Below are 18,405 nucleotides of genomic sequence, written 5' to 3'. Positions count from 1 at the left end.
ATTTAAAATTGCTTGCGACCGAATGCATAAAGTCGAACTATTTTTTCATGAATAAATTGGTTTGACTATCTCACACAAACGTTCGACTTTATCATAAACACCTGACTACAAGTGTTTTTTCCGATATTGAGTTGGTGTTAATCCTGTTTGTTTTTTAAACTCTGTATTGAAAGAAGATTTAGAGTTAAAACCTACTTCATATAAAATTTCTAATACGGTTAGTTTCTTATTTTCCGGATTTTCAAGAATTTCTTTGGCTCTGTTAATTCGATATCCATTTACAAATTCAAAAAAATGCTGTCCTATATTATGATTTATTAATATTGATAAATCTCTGTAAGGAATATTCATTTGATTTGCCAAATTATGAATGGTAAGAGATGAATTTAAATAAGGTCTTTCTTCTTCCATAAACTTTTTTACTACGGACACTTCTTCTAAAACTTCTTCTTTTGTATCCTTAGTTTTTTCTTCTAAAAAGTTTTTAACTAATTGATGTTTGGTGTCAATTCCTCTAAACAATTCAGGTTGATATAAACTTTTCAAAACAATCCAACATAAATATCCAAGTAGGACTAATGTTGTTATAATTCGCATAACATCCAATATTTCTTCATCTGAACCAAATAATTTATAAATACTTTTAATTAGTGAAAGAGAAATTAAAATAACACTAATACTAGCCAATTGAAATAACCATTTATAATTATAATTTGTAATAGATGAATAGTTTTCTAACAATAGCTCCTTATATTTTTTTAATTCAACGAATATGAAAACCAAATAAACTATTGAAACCAAAAGTCCATATATTAAAGATATTTTTGTTTCAATATTAGAGTAGTAATTATTATAAAACTCAATTTGCTGTTCTTTAGAAGCCAAGTAGAAATTAGGAAAATAAATAAGTAATTCAATAGCAAATGGAATAAGATGTAACAGATGCTTGGGCTGAAGTTTAAAATATGAATAAATACAGGATACTACATATAAATATAAAAGCGGACTAGCTAGAAATCCGATTTGATCTCGAAGCATGTCTAAAGTAACTGGTACTTGTACATAATTAGCATAAAAAAAAACACTAATATGAATAGAAAAAACAATAAAGTAAATAGCCATTAACTGATTACTTGTTTTGTTTTTAGTTTTTACAGTGAGTAAAAATGCCGAAAGCAATAGTGCTATAAATATTAATATAAGCGTTATAAAACCTCGAATTGAAGCACTATCCATATACAATTTTTAATTTGTTTCTTTTATTTCTTCTTCCTCTTCAACCTCATCATCCTTTATAATAGATGGGAAAATAGTTGGAGCAATTTTTTTGACTGGTTTATATAAAATAGATTCATTAAGATTTTCTTCAGAAACAAATGGAATGGTGTCATTCATTTTTCCAAAAAATATGAAAATAACACTTAATATCAATCCTATTTTTAAAGCGCCAAAAGCTCCTCCTAATATTTTATTTAAAATTCCTAAAGAGGCAAAATCTGCTATTTTGGTTAAGGCCTTACCTAATAAAGATATTACAATTATAATTACAATAAAAGTTCCTGCAAATGCTGCTAAAGAAATATATTTTTCATCCCAAGTAACACTATTCTTTAACCAATCTCCAATAAAGTATGAAAAATGAATTGCTCCATAAACCCCAGCTACTAAAGCTACTAAAGAAGCCACTTCAACAAATAACCCTTTCATAAGTCCGCGGACAAATCCAAAAAGAAGTAAAGCTGTTATAATAATATCAAAAGTATTCATAGGCAATAATTAAAGGTATTCTAAAGAGTTTATAAAGTAATTATGTGCATCAATTCTATGTTCAAATATACACAACTCATTTGTATCTTTGCATTTTCTTAAAAAAATCAAATGACGAAAGAAGTTAACTTAAAAGAAAAATGGGATTTTGTTGTAAAGCAATTATCACAACAATTTGCTGATGGAGATGAACTGAACTTAGATGGTATCATCTATTTAATTGGTGTACAAGAGTTAGGTCAAGGACATCGAAAATTTAAAAAAGACGAAAAAGTAAACTTAATGCATATTGCTATCTGTAAACTTTTAGAACCTTATGGTTATTATGAATTCGATTTTTTTGATAATGATGGTTGGCCTCACTATAAAACACTAACAGAATTACCTAATTTAAAACCAGGTGAACAATCTGTATTGATTAAAGAAGCAATTATAAATTATTTTGAAGCTTTAGATTTCTTTGAATAAAATTAAGTAACGCTTAATTTTCTTATCATCTTTGATAATAATTTTGGAAAAAAACGCTTGGTATATACTCCAAGCTTTTCCTTAGCTCCTGCTATATAAACCTCCTCTTTCTTTTTTCTAATTGCTTTTATCATCAATTCAGCAAATCTATCCGGGTTTATACCATTGGCTGTTGCTGCATCCATTGAATTTTGAGGACTTCCATTTCCTGTTAATGCATTTTTAGATACATTAGTAGTTACAAAACCTGGGCAAACTAAAGTAACCGCTATGTTATCTTTATGATGTTCAGCACGTAAACTATCAAAAAAACCATGCAATGCGTGTTTTGTTGCTGCATAAGATGAGCGTAATGGAGTTCCTATTTTCCCTACAATACTTGTTGTTACAACAAAATGCCCCTCGTTTCTTTCTGTAAAATGAGGAAGTAATGCCTTGGTTAAAGCTACAGTTCCTAAATAATTAATATCCATCAAACGTTTATCAACAGATATATTGGTATCTTTTATTAAAGAACGTTGGCTAATTCCTCCATTATTAACTAAAACATCAATTTTATTAAAAAATTTAATAGCTTCATTTACTTTAGAAGTCAAACTGTTATAATCTTCTAAATCTATTGGCAAAACCTTAACGTTTTTTGAATTTTTGCAAAGTATTTTTGTCTCCTCTAAAGCATTTGTATTTCTCGATGATAAAATTAAATTTGCATCGTAATTAGATAACGCAATCGCTAATGATTTACCAATACCAGATGAGGCGCCCGTTATCCAAAAAACTTTATTTTTAATATGCATATAATATTTACTTTAAAGAAAAACTCCCCTAAAATAAACAACAAAAAATAAAAATGGTACACTTCTTGGAAAGAAGTTTCTAAATGACTAGTTTTAAAACCTTAATAACAACCCTTTAAATTATAATGATGAAAAAATTACTGGCTCTATTAATACTTACTACTTCAATAGTTAACGCTCAGTATACTGTTAAAGGAACAATGACTCCAACAGAAAAAACCAATTGGGTTATTCTGTATAAAATAGAAGGAGCAAAACAAAAATTTGTAACCAATACAACAATTCAATTTGATACTGTTGTGGTTAGTGGAAACAAGCAATCAATAGGTAAATTTAAATTCGACTTACCAAGCACGGCTAAACCAGGTGCTTATAGAGCAACTTATAGAAACAGAGGTGCTGGGTTTGTAGACTTTTTCTTTAATAAAGAAAATGTAGAATTTATTTTTAATCCAAAATATCCAGATGAATCAGTTGTTTTTACTTCATCTAGAGAAAATAAATTATATAACGAATATTTACAAGCATATGCTGCTGTTCAAAAAAAGATTGACGAGAATCAAGTAGCTTATATTAAAGAAGAAAATAAAGAGGCTAAAAAAGCATATAAAAAACAAGTTAAACAACTTGAAGATGTGCAAGAAACTTATGAAAATAAGTCTGAAGGAATGTTAGTTCATCATTTCATTAAAGCTTCTCAAAGATATAATCCTTCTAGTCCTGTTGACAATATGGAAGATTATTTAACAACTGTTGGAGACAACTTCTTTAGATATATCGATTTTAAAAGTGAAGCTTTATTTAACTCTTCTTTCTTAGTTGACAGAATTAACGATTATGTTTTTTACTTAAACAATTCAGAAGATAAAGAATTACAACAAAAATTATTAAGAGGCGCGATTAATAAAGTTATTGGTGAGCTACCAAAAGGAAAATTAAAAAAATCTGTATTAGAATTTTTAATTACTTCTTTATCTGACAAACGTGATGGTGAGTCGGTAGATTGGTTATTTGCTGAGCACTATGATAATTTACCAGATAATCAAAAAGATGCTGAGTTCAAGAAAAAAATATTAGATGTATTACGTGCTACTGTAGGTAGAACTGCTCCAGATTTTTCTTGGGAAGAAGATGGTAAAGAAATGAAATTATCTACTTTAAATGATAGTGATAAGTATTTATTAGTATTTTGGAGTACAGCTTGTCCTCACTGTGTTAGAGACGTTCCTAACTTATACAGTTTTATGAACAATCACAAAAACACTTCTGTAATTTCTTTTTCAATTGAAAATTCAGACAATAATTTTAAAGACTGGAATGAGTTTAAAAAACAATTACCTAATTGGCATAATGCAGCAGGTACTCACCCAGAATATAAATGGGATAATGAAACTGTAAGAGCATATAACTTATTAGGAACTCCTAGTTACTTTGTTTTAGATAGTAATAAGAAAATTATTGCTACACCAGAGGAACTAGAAGATGTAAAAAAATATTTTGAAAGTCATTAAAAAATGATTTCAACAAACAAAACACCCATCAAATTTTGATGGGTGTTTTGTTTTAAAAATGTAAGAAAGCATTTTCCAAGTGTTCTATTTTAAACTCTTCTTTTTCTTTAATTAATGCTATAACATCAAATCGTAATTCTACATCTAATTCTTTTTCATTTATATAGTTATCGGCTGCAGCTACTAATAACTTAACCTTTTTAGGATTTATAAAATCTTGAGGATTTCCAAAATAACTCGTTGATCTTGTTTTTACCTCAACAACTATTAATACTTCAGCTTTTTTAGCAATAATATCAATTTCAGCTTTTTGAAATCGATAATTTTTTTCAAGAATTACATATCCTTTCTCTTGCAAATATTCAATAGCTAATTCTTCACCTTTTTTTCCAAGTTCATTATGTTTTGCCATTCTGTTAAGTTACAACTTATTTGGATGGATTTGAAAACTTTGGATTTTCTAACAAATTAGTATCTGTTAATGTTTTTAAAAATGCTATTAAATCTTGTTTATCCTGTTCTGTTAATTCCAAGCCTTTTTTACTAATACTTGCTAATGTTAAGTTTAAAGTAAGTGAATTCACCACTTCATCATTATAATGGTCTATAACTTCTTCTAATGTTTTAAACCTTCCGTCATGCATATAAGGTGCTGTTACCTCGATATTCCTTAAAGAAGGTACTTTAAATTTTGCTCTATCAAAAGAACTTTGAGTTACTTTCTCCCTTCCAATATCTTTAAAATTAATTTCTAAATCTAAGCCATTATTCATGTACTCATTGTTTTCAAAGTTAGCACCATTATGACATTGTGCACAATTAGCTCCAGAATTGTTTGGATTATTTCCATCGTAACCTTTAAAAAATAATATTCGACCTCTTTCTTCACTTGTTGTTAATGTCGCTTCTTTTCTTAAATAGCGATCATATTTACTTTGATTCGAAATAATTGAGTTCATAAACTGTTCTAATGCTAAAGAAATAGTTTCTGCAGATATTCCTCCACTAGGAAAAACCTTATTAAATAACAATTTATAGTCACTTTTCTGTTTAAGCTTTTCTATAACATTTTCTAATGTTTCATCCATTTCTAATTCATCTTCGATAGGCATTAAAGCTTGATCTCTTAATAAATGAGCTCTACCATCCCAAAAGAAACCATTCGTATTCCATGCCATATTAAAAATAGCCATAGCTTGTCTTTTTCCTGGTAACTTTTTCACTCCAACAGAAAACCTTCTTTTATCTGAAAATGCATTCTTTTGCTCATGACAAGAAGCGCAGGAAATCGAATTGTCTTTACTTAAACTTTTCTCATAAAAAAGCTTCCTACCTAAGAAAACTCCTTGCTCCGTTAGTTGATTATCTTCAGGAATGTTTGGTTGTGAAAAGCCAGTAAAATCTAATTTATAAGGCAATAAAGTATATTCATCTACTTCTGCTCCATTTGAACATGAATAGAAAAAAACTAAAATAAAGGGTAGTAAAATATATAACTCGCTCTTTTTCATTCTTCATTTGTTAACCTAACAAAGTTCCTGAAAAAGCAAAAAAACGGTTTTGATTTAAATCAAAATGAAACGAAGTTTATTTATTTTGTAAAAGCAACTGAAGAACTACTTTTATCAATATTTAACTTAACAGTTCTTCCCATTATCAAAGCTCTATTGTCTGGTTCATGACCAGCAGGAAAATTAAACAGAACAGGAATGTCTTTAGGAATCACATCTAAAATCAACCGTTCTATAGAACTCCCCCAAGGAGTTGTATTTCTTTTAATTTTAGTCATATCTCCAACAATAACTCCTTTCAATTTATTAAAATAGCCTGCTCGTTTTAAACTTTGTAACATTCTATCAATAGCATATTTATATTCACCAATTTCTTCAATGAAAAGAATTTTTCCTTCTGTTGACATTTGACTATCTGAACCAAGCATAGAGGCTAAAATAGCAATATTTCCTCCTATTATTCCACCTGACACTTCTCCTATTCTATTATATTTCGATGACTGAATAGTATAGTTTAAAGTTTCTCCAAACAAAGCTTTTCTCAGCGTTTCAATAGTTTCTGGAATATCTTCTATTTCATCTTGCATACTTGTTCCCATCATACCATGAATTGTTTCAACTCTCAAATTATGAATATGATTATGAAAAGCGGTAATATCAGAATAGCCTATTATCCATTTTGGATTTTCTTTAAATTTAGTAAAATCCAATTTATCTAGAATTCTAACAGAACCATACCCACCTCGAGCTGACCAAATTGCTTTTATATTAGGATTATCTAATGCATCTTGAACATCCTGACAACGTTCTTCATCTGTACCAGCAAAATGATTATTTTGATTAAACATATGCTTACCATAAACCACTTTTAACCCCCAACTTTCAGCTAATTCCTTAGCTTTATCAATAATGTGTTTTCTGTTTTTCAAAATACCCGCAGGGGCTACTATTGCAATCGTATCTCCTTTTTGTAAATACGGTGGTTTTACTAACTTCATATGTTTAGTTTGTGAAAAAACTGATGAAATCATCAGCATAAAAAACAACAAGAATATTCTTTTTCTCATAATCATGTCTTTTTTTCTTGACTCTAAAGTATAAAATCTATCAAATGTACCTATTTTATAACAGTATAAAAAATTGCTTTTTTGTACTTTTGCGCTTTAATTTTAGTAAAAAAACATGAGTACACCTAAAAGATATACAATTACAGCAGCATTACCTTATACAAACGGACCTATTCATATTGGTCATTTAGCAGGTGTTTATGTTCCTGGAGATATTTATGCACGTTATTTACGTCAAAGAGGTAAAGATGTAGCCTACATCTGTGGTTCAGATGAGCACGGAGTAGCTATTCCAATGCGAGCAAAAAAAGAAGGTGTTACTCCTCAAGATATTATTGATAAATATCACGGAATTATTAAAAAGTCGTTTGAAGACTTTGGTATTTCGTTTGATAATTATTCTCGTACCTCAGCTGAAATTCATCATAAAACAGCTTCTGAATTCTTTACCAAGTTATACAACGATGGAGAATTTATTGAAGAAGTAACAGAACAATTATACGATGCAGAAGCAAATCAATATTTAGCAGATCGTTTTGTAATTGGTACTTGTCCAAAATGTGGAAATGAAGAAAGTTACGGAGATCAATGTGAAAAATGTGGTACAAGTCATAATGCTACCGACTTAATTAACCCAAAGTCAGCAATTACAGGAAATGTTCCTACATTAAAAGAAACAAAACACTGGTTTTTACCTTTAGATAAACATGAAGCATTTTTACGCGAATGGATTTTAGAAGGTCATAAAAATGACTGGAAACCTAACGTTTTAGGACAATGTAAATCGTGGATTGACGATGGTTTACGTCCTCGTGCAGTAACACGTGATTTAGATTGGGGAATTCCAGTACCAGTTGAAGGAGCTGATGGAAAAGTATTATATGTATGGTTTGATGCTCCTATTGGATACATCTCTGCTACTAAAGAATGGGCAGCAAGAGAAGGTAAAAACTGGGAAGATTATTGGAAAAAAGACGACACTAAACTAGTACACTTTATAGGAAAAGATAATATTGTATTTCACTGTCTTATTTTCCCTTCTATGCTAAAGGCTCATGGAGATTATATCTTACCTGAAAATGTACCTGCTAACGAGTTTTTAAATTTAGAAGGAAACAAGTTATCAACTTCTAAGAACTGGGCAGTTTGGTTACATGAATATTTAGAAGAATTCCCAGGTCAGCAAGACGTGTTACGTTATACTTTAACAGCTAATGCACCTGAAAGTAAGGACAATGATTTTACTTGGAAAGATTTTCAAGCAAAAAACAACAATGAGTTAGCAGCCATTTTTGGTAACTTTATTAACCGTGTGGTAGTATTAACTAACAAATACTACAATGGTATTGTACCTACTCCTAATGATTTTTCTGAAGTTGATGAAGATACCTTAGCAGCTCTAAAAGAATTCCCTAATATTATTGCTAAGTCTATTGAACGTTATCGTTTCAGAGAGGCTTCACAAGAATTAATGAACTTAGCTCGTTTAGGAAATAAATATTTAGCTGACGAAGAACCTTGGAATTTAATTAAAACAGATGAAGAGCGTGTTAAAACAATTATGTATGTTGCCTTACAAATAGCAACAGCTTTATCGGTATTATCAGAACCTTTCGTGCCTTTTACTTCAAAAAAGTTAAAATCAATATTAAAAACTGATGAAAACTTACAATGGAATGAAGTTTCTGAAAAAGAAGTTTTATTACCAGAAGGGCATCAAATACAAGAAGGAAAAGCTGAATTATTATTCCCTAAAATAGAAGATAAAACTATTGAAGAGCAACTAGCAAAATTAGAAGCTACTAAAAAGGCAAATGAAGCAGCAAATAAAGTAATAGAACCACAAAAAGACACTATAGAGTTTGATGATTTCACAAAATTAGATATTCGTGTAGGTACTATTTTAGAAGCTGAAAAAGTAGCCAAAACTAAAAAATTATTAAAACTTACGGTAGATGTAGGTATTGATAAAAGAACTATTGTTTCTGGTATTGCAGAAAGCTTTAAACCAGAAGATATTATTGGCCAACAAGTATCTGTATTATGTAATTTAGCACCAAGAAAATTACGTGGAGTAGTAAGCCAAGGAATGATTTTGATGACAGATACTCCTGACGGTAAACTTGCTTTTGTACAACCTTCTGACAAGGTTAATAACGGAGAGTTTATCGCTTAAACAAAAACAACATTTTAGTATATTCGTAACCTCACTTTTTAGTGAGGTTTTTTTTATTATAAATAAATTGATATGAAAAAAATTATTTTCATTTTGATGATTATGAACTTAACTCATGTTAGTTCTCAAAAACAAATTGGAAGTTTTAAGCCTGAAATAGAAAACTCATCAAAACACATTCAAAAATCATTTTCAATATTTAATAAATACACTGATAATATTTCAACCTTCTTATTTAAAAAGAAAAGCATTTATGCTTATTTATTAAATAAAGATTTTCAAAATAGAAAAAAGTTAGTTTTAAAAGGTATAAAACCTAAATACAACGTAATTATTGGAAAATTATATAATCAAGAAAATAATTACACGCTTATTCTTTCTAACAATGAAAGAAGTAAATTTATTTTAGCTAAATTCTTATTTGACAAAAACAAAACTATCATAACTGAAAGTAATTTTGAATTAAAAAATCTTCGATTTCTTCAAAGTGTTAATAAAGGAAATAAAGTTCATTTACTTTTTCTGAATGAAAAAAACTCAGCCATAGTTTCTAGGAACTATTATAGTAATGGTGCTACTACCTCAACCAAATTTAACTTTCAAAATGAAAAGTTTTTAATTACTGACACTAAAGAAATTTCTTTAAAAAAACTCCTGGTTGATTACACTAAACCTAACCATAGACAGATTGGAAATATAGTTTATGAGCTTACTAAAATTAATGAAATTCCATATAAAAATGAGATAGTTTATAAAAGCTTTTCTACAACAACTAAAAGAAATCAAACTTCACCTACTTCAATAGATCTTGCTTCAAGATTAAGCAAGCTTTATGTTAACAATAACAATGTAATAATTACGCTAGATAAAAATAGATTTTACACTCAAATATTAACATTAAATATAGATAAAGGCACTTATTCATTTCAAAAAATAAAAAAACCTTTATTCAATGTAAAAAAAATGTATAAAAGGTCTAACTCTTTTATTCACAACAATCTATTATTTCAAGTAGCAGCATCCAAAAACATATTAACATTTACTATTTACGATATAAAAAGAGAACAATTATTAAAAGAAATTACAGCTAAATCAAACAATTCTATCAATTTTAAAAATACTCCTATCTTTCAAGAAGGTGGTGCATTTGAAGATCATCGCGATTTAGAAAAGACAAATAAATTTTTAAGAAAGATTTCTCAAAGCAACATAGGCATTGGAGTAATGAAAAATACAAATGGTTATGAAATAGTCATTGGAAGTTCTAAATTAGCTAGTAAGGGAACTAATACAATTTCTACGATTTTAGGAATGGTATTAATGGCTGGAGCTCCTAATTTTATTGATACTAATAACTTTTCTCAAGTAAATTTTAATTCTTACACTAGTTATTTAACTACAAAATCAGTTCGTATTCATTGTCTTTTTGATAAAAATTTTAATCATTTGTCAGGCACTATTAAGGAAAACTTATATGACAAAATTACTAGCTTTATAAAACCAATACTCTCTAACGAGAAAGATGGTATATATGAAAACGAACAAAAAAAGATAGAAGTTCCAATAGCTTTTGATGTTTTTAAAACCAACAACTCAACTATCCTTGGATCTTATTTACCTTTAACAAAAAAGTATACTTACTATAAATTCAATTAATTTATGCAACTTATATCCTATATTACTTCTCGTGTACAAATCTCACAAAAATCAATTCAAAATACTATCGAATTGTTAAACGAAGATTGTACTGTCCCTTTTATTGCTCGTTATCGAAAAGAGAAAACAGGTAATTTAGATGAAGTTGAAATCGGACAAATAGTTCAATTAAAAGAACAATTTGAAGCTATTGAAAAAAGGAAAACAGCTATTTTAAAGGCTATTGAAGATCAAAATCTTTTAACTCAAGAACTAAAAGATAAAATAGATAAAATAGAAGACCTTACTTCTTTAGAAGATTTATATCTTCCATATAAAAAGAAACGTAAAACAAAAGCAGAAACCGCTCGAAAAAATGGCTTAGAACCTTTGGCTAAAATGATTATGAGTCAAAGAGTAAACGACTTAGAATATACAGCTTCAAAATATATTAACAAAGAAGTAGATTCTGAAGAAAAAGCTCTAGAAGGTGCGCGTCATATTATTGCTGAATGGGTTAACGAACGTACAGACATTAGAAATAATATTAGATATCAATTAGAGCGTTTTGCTACCATTATTACAAAAGTTGTTAAAACTAAAAAAGACGAAGAAGCAGCTCAAAAATTTAAGGACTATTTCGATTGGGAGGAAAATTTAAGTCGTATTCCTTCACATCGCTTATTGGCAATTTTAAGGGCTGAAAAAGAGGGCTTCATTCGAGTAAAAATTGAGATAGATAATGAACGAGCTCTTCAAAAAATGGAAGACCGTATCATTCGTTCACATAATGAATGTGCTGATCAAATCGAGTTAGCCATAGCAGATGCTTACAAACGTTTACTTTTACCTTCTCTAAGTACAGAGTCCCTTAATTTGGCAAAAGAAAAAGCAGACGAAAGTGCTATAAAAGTATTTGCTAAAAATCTACAACAACTTTTATTAGGTGCTCCATTAGGAGAAAAACGTATACTAGCAATTGATCCTGGCTTTAGAACCGGTTGTAAAATAGTTTGTTTAGATGCTCAAGGTAATTTATTACATAATGAAACTATTTTCCCTCATGCTCCTCAACGTCAAGCAACAGAGGCTATAAAAAAAATTAGCTCATTAACAGACGCATATAAAATTGAAGCAATTGCTATTGGTAATGGAACAGCATCTAGAGAAACAGAACAACTTGTAAAACGAATTCATTTTAAAAACTCTATAGAAGTTTTTGTTGTCAGCGAAGCTGGGGCATCCATTTATTCAGCTTCAAAAATTGCTCGTGATGAATTTCCTAACTACGACGTAACTGTGAGAGGAGCAATTTCAATTGGTCGTAGATTAGCTGATCCTTTAGCGGAATTGGTAAAAATCGATGCAAAGTCTATCGGTGTAGGACAATATCAACACGATGTAGAACAATCAAGTTTAAAAAAATCGTTAGATACTGTTGTAGAACATTGTGTAAATAAAGTAGGTGTAAATATAAATACAGCAAGCGCCTCTTTATTAAGCTATGTATCTGGAATAGGGCCTAAATTAGCGGAAAACATTGTAAATTATAGAAACGAACATGGAGCTTTTGCAAATAGAACTGCTATAAAAAAAGTACCACGATTAGGAGGAAAAGCTTTTGAACAATCTGCTGGTTTTTTACGTATTAAAAATAGTAGCAATCCATTAGATGATTCTGCTGTTCACCCTGAACGATATACTTTAGTAAAACAAATGGCTAAAGATTCTGGTAATAATGTAATTGATATAATAGGTAACACGTCTGTTTTAAAACAATTAAAATTACAGCAATATGTTACAGAATCCTACGGACTTCCTACTTTACAAGATATTATAAAGGAGTTAGAAAAACCAGGTTTAGACCCAAGAGAAAAGGCTAAAACTTTTAGCTTTAATGAACACATAAAAACTATTGACGATATTAAAGTAGGTATGAAACTACCTGGAATTGTAAATAATATTACCAATTTTGGATGTTTTGTAGATATCGGCATTAAGGAAAGTGGATTGGTGCATGTATCTAACCTTGCCAATACTTTTGTAAAAGATGTGAATGAACATGTAAGTTTACATCAACATGTAGAAGTAAAAGTATTAGAAGTTGATATTGTTAGAAAACGAATTCAATTAAGTATGGCTTTTTAATATTTAAAACCTTAATATAAAAAAACAATTTTTTTACAAAAAAGAAAGATGTTATTTACATAACATCTTTCTAACTCTTTATCCCTAGAAATTCGAAACATCCTAAATATAAAGCGCCTTCGGGGGGCTGGGTATTGTTTTCTTTGCAATTTCCCTTTATTTATTGAATAGTAATTAGTAAAATTAGAATACACTTACCTCCTTTAACATCACTATCATATTAACCATTTTTTAGGTAATGGAGGTAATTCTAATTTTTTAAACTCGACCTTTTTCTTAATTGAAAAAAAAGGAGCTTTTTGTATTGATATATTTACCTTATTCATTCTGCCTATTTCTTTTATTACCTCTTTAAGTTTTTGTTGACGACATAACACCATACTATTCATAATCACATTAGATTCAGTACACAAATCAAAACAGTCAACATAAAAACGAGGCGAACCATCTTTGTAAATTATAGCTTCTGTTGCTTTATAATCTTTTAACTCTAAAATTTCTTTTGTTCCTCTAATTGTTTTGTAGGTTGTCAACTTAAACTCCATAATCATATTTTAAATAAAAGTAGGGCTAATTAAACATATCTTTATCATGCAATTACATAGAACGAGAACAAACATTAACACAATAAGTATATTCATAGCCCTTACTTAGTATTATCTATCAAAACATTTTTTATAAAATCATCAAACCCTATTCCGTAATACTATACTATATTTAATAGAAAGAGCCTAAGTCCCCCAACTCAGTGAATAGGGCTGATGATAAAATTTTGTGATCACCATCAACTCCCTACCAATAATTTATAGCCTAACCTTACATAACGTATCCCTAGATATCCCTTAATTATCTAAACATAATAACAAACTACTATCATTGGTAGGTGATTTAACATTGATGGCCTCCACTCTATCATTGTTTTTTTATTCCTAACTTTATGAACTTTAAATTAGCTTCTTGATTAATAGACTTTCTAAAAAGAATTACTTAATTCTGTTTAATAGAGTACTATTTCAACTAATTTATTTAGAGCTATATATTCGCTAACTCCTACACAAAGAAACATCTATACCTAATAAAAACCTTGCGTAAATCAACTAACGTATACATCTATGTAACCAACGGTAGGTAATGTGTAATAAACGGTAAATTGAAGGAGATATCTGAAGGGCTTTTTTGAAGTCATTTGAAGAATGTATTAGTTTTTATTAAAAAACAACTAGTAATGGATAATTAAAGTCAAGTAATAAATGGTTAAAAATTAGCTCTTCTTGTTTTAAAAAATTATATTTAACCTCCCAAACTACTTAAGTATAATAACTTTCTATTGTTAAAATAAATTAACATCACCTATTATTTTATAGGTGTAATAGTATTATATATGATTAAGTGGGGGCTTAAGAGGTTTAAAACAATAAGTTTATTATGGCTTATTATTATTTCTATACATTGTTTATCTCAAAATAAAATAAACGAAATTTCAATTGCCGATAGTGGCATCTCTTCTTCTCAAAATAAAATTCTATTTATCGATAGTTATGGTTTTATCTGGCATAATAGCCTAAATGGTATTACTAGAGAAATGGGAAACCAAAAAGAATTTTATAAGCTAAAAACAAAAAACGGTAATATAATCGAAGAAGTCTATGATTTTATTGAAACTAAAAATGGGTTCTTCTGGGCTTTAACCGAATTTGGAGCTTTCAAAATTGATCCTACCAAAGGAGTCATTCAACGTTTAAATCCTATAGAAAAAATTGGAGAAAAAAGAGATAGTTGGTTTAATTCTGCTTATGAAGATGCTAAAGGGAATATTTGGCTAGGCACCTGTACTAGTGTATTCTATTGTATTAAACCTAACAATGAAATAGAAAAATACAACTTCAACATCCCATTACCTAAAGAAAAATTATATCTGTTAGCTAAATCAAAAATTATAAAAATATCCAATCATCAAATTGTTTTCTTAACCTACAATGGTATTTATCAAGGTTCATTAAACAAAAGCAAAAAACTAAGATTTTATCCATTTCTTGATTCGTTTTTAAAAAACTATGAAAAAAACAGTATAAATTATAATTATTATTATCTCAGCTTTTCTGAAAAGCTACCTTTCAAAAAAAGTTATTATGGTAAATTTAAATTAGGACAAAAAGAAGGTGAATATTTCTACAATAAAGATTTAAAAGCATTTATATTTCAATTGCCTTTTTTCAATTATAAGTTAAAATATATATCAAAAAACACATATAAGTTAATAGCAACTGATACCAAAAAAATATACTTAGGAACTATTGAGTTTCGCAATGGAATACCAATTTTAAAAAATAATACTTTAAATTCTATTAACGTATCTGTAAAAGAGGTAAAATTTTTTCAAAACAATACTATTATAGGTATAAGTCCTGAAAAAATTTATTGCTACCAGCTTTATAACAATTCATTTAATCGATTTTTAAGTAATAAAAACAAACTTATTAGTACAAGAGGAATTATTGAAGATGATAGCTTAAACACCTACGTTGCTGCTCATTATGGTTTATACAAAAAAACTAGAACTGATAGTGTTTTCAATAAATTTAAATTAAAGGGCACTAAAAAAAACAACTCCTTTTATGATGGAATGATATATGATATGGAATTCATCAATAATAAAAATAAAGTTATCTTGTATGGTTTTGCAAATTGTCTTTTTGATCTTAATCTAAAGAGTAAAACTTATATTGTTCATCATATATTTAATGAATTAAAATTAAAATCTCCTCCTACAATTTTAGACATTCTAAGTATTGCTAATGATGAGTTATGTTTAGCTACTAGCAATGGACTTTTTAAATATAATTTAAAAACAAAAAAACTAATATATATTGGCAACTTATCTCCTTCAATATCTTTAAATAAGGAAATTAACTATTTATTTTTAGACAAAAAAAACAATAATTTATGGATTGGAGGTCTTCAAGGCTTATACAAAAAAAACTTAAAGACCAATAAAGCTGTTACTTATCTAAAAAACGATAATTCAAACTTAGACATGTCGAAATCTATAAAAGTCATCACAAAGGATTCTTATGGAAACATTTGGGCTGGTTCTCGTAACGGTCTTTATAAAATCTCAGTAAAATCGAATTATCAAGACATCGAATTAAAAAATTTAGGCTTAAAAAGTAATAATATCGTAGGCTTAATTCCAAATGGTGATTTTTTATGGATTAGTACTTTTAATGGGCTCATACAACTCAATTTAAAAAATTCATTAACTAATCATTATTATGAAAAAGATGGAATGCCCCATAATGAATTTAATGCTAAGTCCTTTTATAAGGCTAAAAACGGAACCTTATATTTTGGAGGTTTAAATGGTATTGTAAACTTTAATCCTGATGAACTAATATTTAATCCTCAAAAATCATCCATTTACTGTTCCTATATACAGAAATTCAATCCAGAAGAAGGGAAAGTTACTAGAACACGAATGGGACTTTCAAACAAGCCTAAAAAAATAAGGCTTTCTTATAATCATAATAGTATAGAGATGGGATTTGCTTTGAAAAACAGTGTTATAAACAACGCAAATGATAACCTTTTCTTTTACAAGCTCAGTTATTATGATAATAATGAATGGATAAAAATGGAAAATACTAGTTCATTACGATTAAGAGATTTACCTTCTGGAAATCATACGCTAGAAATAAAAGGTTATGATAATGAAGGAAAACAATCTAATCATTTAAAATATAACATTTTTGTTTCCCAAATTTTTTATAAAACAACCTGGTTTTATTTTTTGAGTGCCTTATTAATCCTATCAAGTTTATATCTTTTTTATCAACATAAAAAGAATAGGATTCATGAAAAATATTTAGCACAACTACAAATTGTTAAACAAGAATCTAAGGCATTGAGAGCGCAAATGAATCCTCATTTTATATCAAATGCTTTAAACGGAATTCAAAGTGTATTAATTTTTGATGGTGTTAAAGTAGCTACTCATTATATTCAAATTTTTTCAAAACTTTTTCGAACAACACTAGATATGACTGGCTCTGAGTGGACTTTTTTAAAAGATGAAATATCTTATTTAAAAAACTATATCGAACTAGAAGAAATGCGTTTCGAAAAAAAGCTAAATACTATTTTCAATATCTCTCCTGAAATAAATATCAACTACCATAAAATACCCTGTATGTTAATTCAACCTATAATTGAAAATGCTATTATACATGGACTATCTAATAAAGAAGAAGACTGGAAATTAACTATAGACTTCTCAATAATAAGCGATTATATACAAATTAGAGTAATTGACAATGGCATAGGTAGAACTGCTGCCAAAAATTATAGAAGAAAAAAAAGACGTTCTTGGAGTACCGAAATTTTAAAGGATAGAATTTCTGGCTACAATAGCGTACACAATAAAAAAATGCAATTAAAAATCATTGACTTACATGAAAATGGTAATCCTTCAGGAACTGAAGTTGTTTTAAATATACCTATACAAGATAACATCATATAAAAAACAAACTATGGAAAAAATAAATGCTATTATTATAGACGATGAAATAAAAAATATAAGACTCTTAAAATATTATTTAAACGAGTTTTGTGGAGATATTAATGTAATCGCTGAAGCTACTTCTTTTGAAGAAGGAATAAAAGCCTTGCAAAATAATAATACAGATATTCTGTTTTTAGATATACAACTAAAAGACAAAACTGGATTTGACTTATTAGATTGTATGTTACCGCAAAATGTTAAAGTAATATTTGTTACTTCCCATGAAAAATATGCTTTAAAAGCTTTTAAGTACAACGCTGTTGATTATATTTTAAAACCAATTGTTACAGAAGAACTAATCTTAGCTGTAAATAGAGTTAAAAAAGATATTCAAGAGAAAATATTTACATCCGAAACTCAAATTAATAGTCTAAACAAAACAATTAACGATTCTTTAAAACAAGACTTTATTGCCATACCATCTAATGATCGAATTGAATTAATTAAATTTAAGGATATAATATTTTTAGAATCTCAAGGGCGTTATACTATTTTTCACTGTACTAATAATACACAAATAATAGCTTCTCGAAATCTTGGTGATTACGATGATATTTTAGACAATTTGCCTTTTTTCAGAACTCATAAAAGTTATATCATAAATATAAATCACACTTCAAAAATTATAAAAAATGATGGTTTTTATTGCAAAATGAATAATAACAAAAACATCCCTGTAGCAAGAAGAAGACAAGAAATATTAAATAGAGTTTTAGGTATTTAAAATAAAAAAAGGCATTATAAAAATGCCTTTTTCTCTTTTTCAT

The 18,405-nt window shown here is 28.3% G+C and carries 14 protein-coding genes; 7 read left to right on the top strand and 7 right to left on the bottom strand.

The window, feature by feature from the left end; genetic code table 11:
* Nucleotides 1-105 precede the first annotated feature (105 nt).
* A complete protein-coding gene (locus tag Q0958_RS14950; protein WP_299124463.1) occupies nt 106-1,236 on the bottom strand; it encodes a helix-turn-helix domain-containing protein in 1,131 nt (376 codons plus the stop codon).
* Nucleotides 1,237-1,245: 9 nt separating this feature from the next.
* Nucleotides 1,246-1,767: a CvpA family protein gene (locus Q0958_RS14945; RefSeq protein WP_299124461.1), complete on the bottom strand. Its 522-nt coding sequence runs from the start codon at nt 1,765-1,767 to the stop codon at nt 1,246-1,248.
* A 111-nt stretch (nt 1,768-1,878) separates the two neighbouring features.
* Here Q0958_RS14945 and Q0958_RS14940 point away from each other — a divergent pair, with 111 nt between their 5' ends.
* Nucleotides 1,879-2,235 (top strand): hypothetical protein, encoded by a 357-nt coding sequence (locus tag Q0958_RS14940; protein WP_150899344.1) that lies wholly within the window; start codon nt 1,879-1,881, stop codon nt 2,233-2,235.
* Nucleotides 2,236-2,237: 2 nt separating this feature from the next.
* On the opposite strand, the gene Q0958_RS14935 is transcribed toward Q0958_RS14940, so the two are convergent.
* Nucleotides 2,238-3,032: an SDR family oxidoreductase gene (locus tag Q0958_RS14935; RefSeq protein WP_299124458.1), complete on the bottom strand. Its 795-nt coding sequence runs from the start codon at nt 3,030-3,032 to the stop codon at nt 2,238-2,240.
* Nucleotides 3,033-3,160: 128 nt separating this feature from the next.
* Here Q0958_RS14935 and Q0958_RS14930 point away from each other — a divergent pair, with 128 nt between their 5' ends.
* Nucleotides 3,161-4,543 carry a redoxin family protein gene (locus tag Q0958_RS14930; RefSeq protein WP_299124456.1) on the top strand — a complete coding sequence of 461 codons (1,383 nt, stop codon included), beginning with the start codon at nt 3,161-3,163 and terminating at the stop codon, nt 4,541-4,543.
* 52 nt (nt 4,544-4,595) lie between these two features.
* Here Q0958_RS14930 and Q0958_RS14925 read toward each other — a convergent pair whose 3' ends face one another.
* From Q0958_RS14925 to Q0958_RS14915, 3 genes are all read right to left on the bottom strand, one after another.
* Complete coding sequence (locus tag Q0958_RS14925; RefSeq protein WP_299124454.1) at nt 4,596-4,955, bottom strand: YraN family protein; 360 nt, start codon at nt 4,953-4,955, stop codon at nt 4,596-4,598.
* Nucleotides 4,956-4,971: 16 nt separating this feature from the next.
* Nucleotides 4,972-6,054 carry a cytochrome c peroxidase gene (locus tag Q0958_RS14920; RefSeq protein WP_299124453.1) on the bottom strand — a complete coding sequence of 361 codons (1,083 nt, stop codon included), beginning with the start codon at nt 6,052-6,054 and terminating at the stop codon, nt 4,972-4,974.
* Nucleotides 6,055-6,134: 80 nt separating this feature from the next.
* On the bottom strand, nt 6,135-7,052 hold the full coding sequence (locus Q0958_RS14915) for an LD-carboxypeptidase (protein WP_299124451.1): 918 nt from the start codon (nt 7,050-7,052) through the stop codon (nt 6,135-6,137).
* A gap of 184 nt (nt 7,053-7,236) precedes the next feature.
* Between Q0958_RS14915 and metG the strand changes: the two genes are divergently transcribed.
* From metG to Q0958_RS14900, 3 genes are all read left to right on the top strand, one after another.
* Nucleotides 7,237-9,297: a methionine--tRNA ligase gene (gene metG / locus Q0958_RS14910; protein ID WP_299124449.1), complete on the top strand. Its 2,061-nt coding sequence runs from the start codon at nt 7,237-7,239 to the stop codon at nt 9,295-9,297.
* A gap of 72 nt (nt 9,298-9,369) precedes the next feature.
* Complete coding sequence (locus tag Q0958_RS14905) at nt 9,370-10,953, top strand: hypothetical protein (RefSeq protein ID WP_299124447.1); 1,584 nt, start codon at nt 9,370-9,372, stop codon at nt 10,951-10,953.
* 3 nt (nt 10,954-10,956) lie between these two features.
* Entirely contained in the window at nt 10,957-13,080 is a 2,124-nt protein-coding gene (locus Q0958_RS14900; protein WP_299124445.1) for a Tex family protein, read from the top strand.
* Between the two features lie 215 nt (nt 13,081-13,295).
* On the opposite strand, the gene Q0958_RS14895 is transcribed toward Q0958_RS14900, so the two are convergent.
* Entirely contained in the window at nt 13,296-13,625 is a 330-nt protein-coding gene (locus Q0958_RS14895; protein WP_299124443.1) for a hypothetical protein, read from the bottom strand.
* 836 nt (nt 13,626-14,461) lie between these two features.
* Between Q0958_RS14895 and Q0958_RS14890 the strand changes: the two genes are divergently transcribed.
* Nucleotides 14,462-17,596, top strand: a complete 3,135-nt coding sequence (locus Q0958_RS14890) for a histidine kinase (RefSeq protein WP_299124441.1) — start codon at nt 14,462-14,464, stop codon at nt 17,594-17,596.
* Nucleotides 17,597-17,606: 10 nt separating this feature from the next.
* Nucleotides 17,607-18,362 carry a LytTR family DNA-binding domain-containing protein gene (locus Q0958_RS14885; protein WP_299124439.1) on the top strand — a complete coding sequence of 252 codons (756 nt, stop codon included), beginning with the start codon at nt 17,607-17,609 and terminating at the stop codon, nt 18,360-18,362.
* Nucleotides 18,363-18,405: the final 43 nt, after the last annotated feature.

The organism is uncultured Tenacibaculum sp., from assembly GCF_947499065.1.
In the GTDB taxonomy this organism is placed as follows: domain Bacteria; phylum Bacteroidota; class Bacteroidia; order Flavobacteriales; family Flavobacteriaceae; genus Polaribacter.
The sequence above is the reverse complement of the archived record's forward strand: the minus strand, read 5'-3'. Positions and strand labels throughout refer to the sequence as shown.

What these genes read in the sequence shown, in the direction of transcription:
- Q0958_RS14950 (WP_299124463.1), bottom strand. Translation starts at nt 1,236, where the DNA reads ATGGATAGTGCTTCAATTCGAGGTTTTATAACGCTTATATTAATATTT.
- Q0958_RS14945 (WP_299124461.1), bottom strand. Translation starts at nt 1,767, where the DNA reads ATGAATACTTTTGATATTATTATAACAGCTTTACTTCTTTTTGGATTT.
- Q0958_RS14940 (WP_150899344.1), top strand. Translation starts at nt 1,879, where the DNA reads ATGACGAAAGAAGTTAACTTAAAAGAAAAATGGGATTTTGTTGTAAAG.
- Q0958_RS14935 (WP_299124458.1), bottom strand. Translation starts at nt 3,032, where the DNA reads ATGCATATTAAAAATAAAGTTTTTTGGATAACGGGCGCCTCATCTGGT.
- Q0958_RS14930 (WP_299124456.1), top strand. Translation starts at nt 3,161, where the DNA reads ATGAAAAAATTACTGGCTCTATTAATACTTACTACTTCAATAGTTAAC.
- Q0958_RS14925 (WP_299124454.1), bottom strand. Translation starts at nt 4,955, where the DNA reads ATGGCAAAACATAATGAACTTGGAAAAAAAGGTGAAGAATTAGCTATT.
- Q0958_RS14920 (WP_299124453.1), bottom strand. Translation starts at nt 6,054, where the DNA reads ATGAAAAAGAGCGAGTTATATATTTTACTACCCTTTATTTTAGTTTTT.
- Q0958_RS14915 (WP_299124451.1), bottom strand. Translation starts at nt 7,052, where the DNA reads ATGAAGTTAGTAAAACCACCGTATTTACAAAAAGGAGATACGATTGCA.
- metG (WP_299124449.1), top strand. Translation starts at nt 7,237, where the DNA reads ATGAGTACACCTAAAAGATATACAATTACAGCAGCATTACCTTATACA.
- Q0958_RS14905 (WP_299124447.1), top strand. Translation starts at nt 9,370, where the DNA reads ATGAAAAAAATTATTTTCATTTTGATGATTATGAACTTAACTCATGTT.
- Q0958_RS14900 (WP_299124445.1), top strand. Translation starts at nt 10,957, where the DNA reads ATGCAACTTATATCCTATATTACTTCTCGTGTACAAATCTCACAAAAA.
- Q0958_RS14895 (WP_299124443.1), bottom strand. Translation starts at nt 13,625, where the DNA reads ATGGAGTTTAAGTTGACAACCTACAAAACAATTAGAGGAACAAAAGAA.
- Q0958_RS14890 (WP_299124441.1), top strand. Translation starts at nt 14,462, where the DNA reads ATGATTAAGTGGGGGCTTAAGAGGTTTAAAACAATAAGTTTATTATGG.
- Q0958_RS14885 (WP_299124439.1), top strand. Translation starts at nt 17,607, where the DNA reads ATGGAAAAAATAAATGCTATTATTATAGACGATGAAATAAAAAATATA.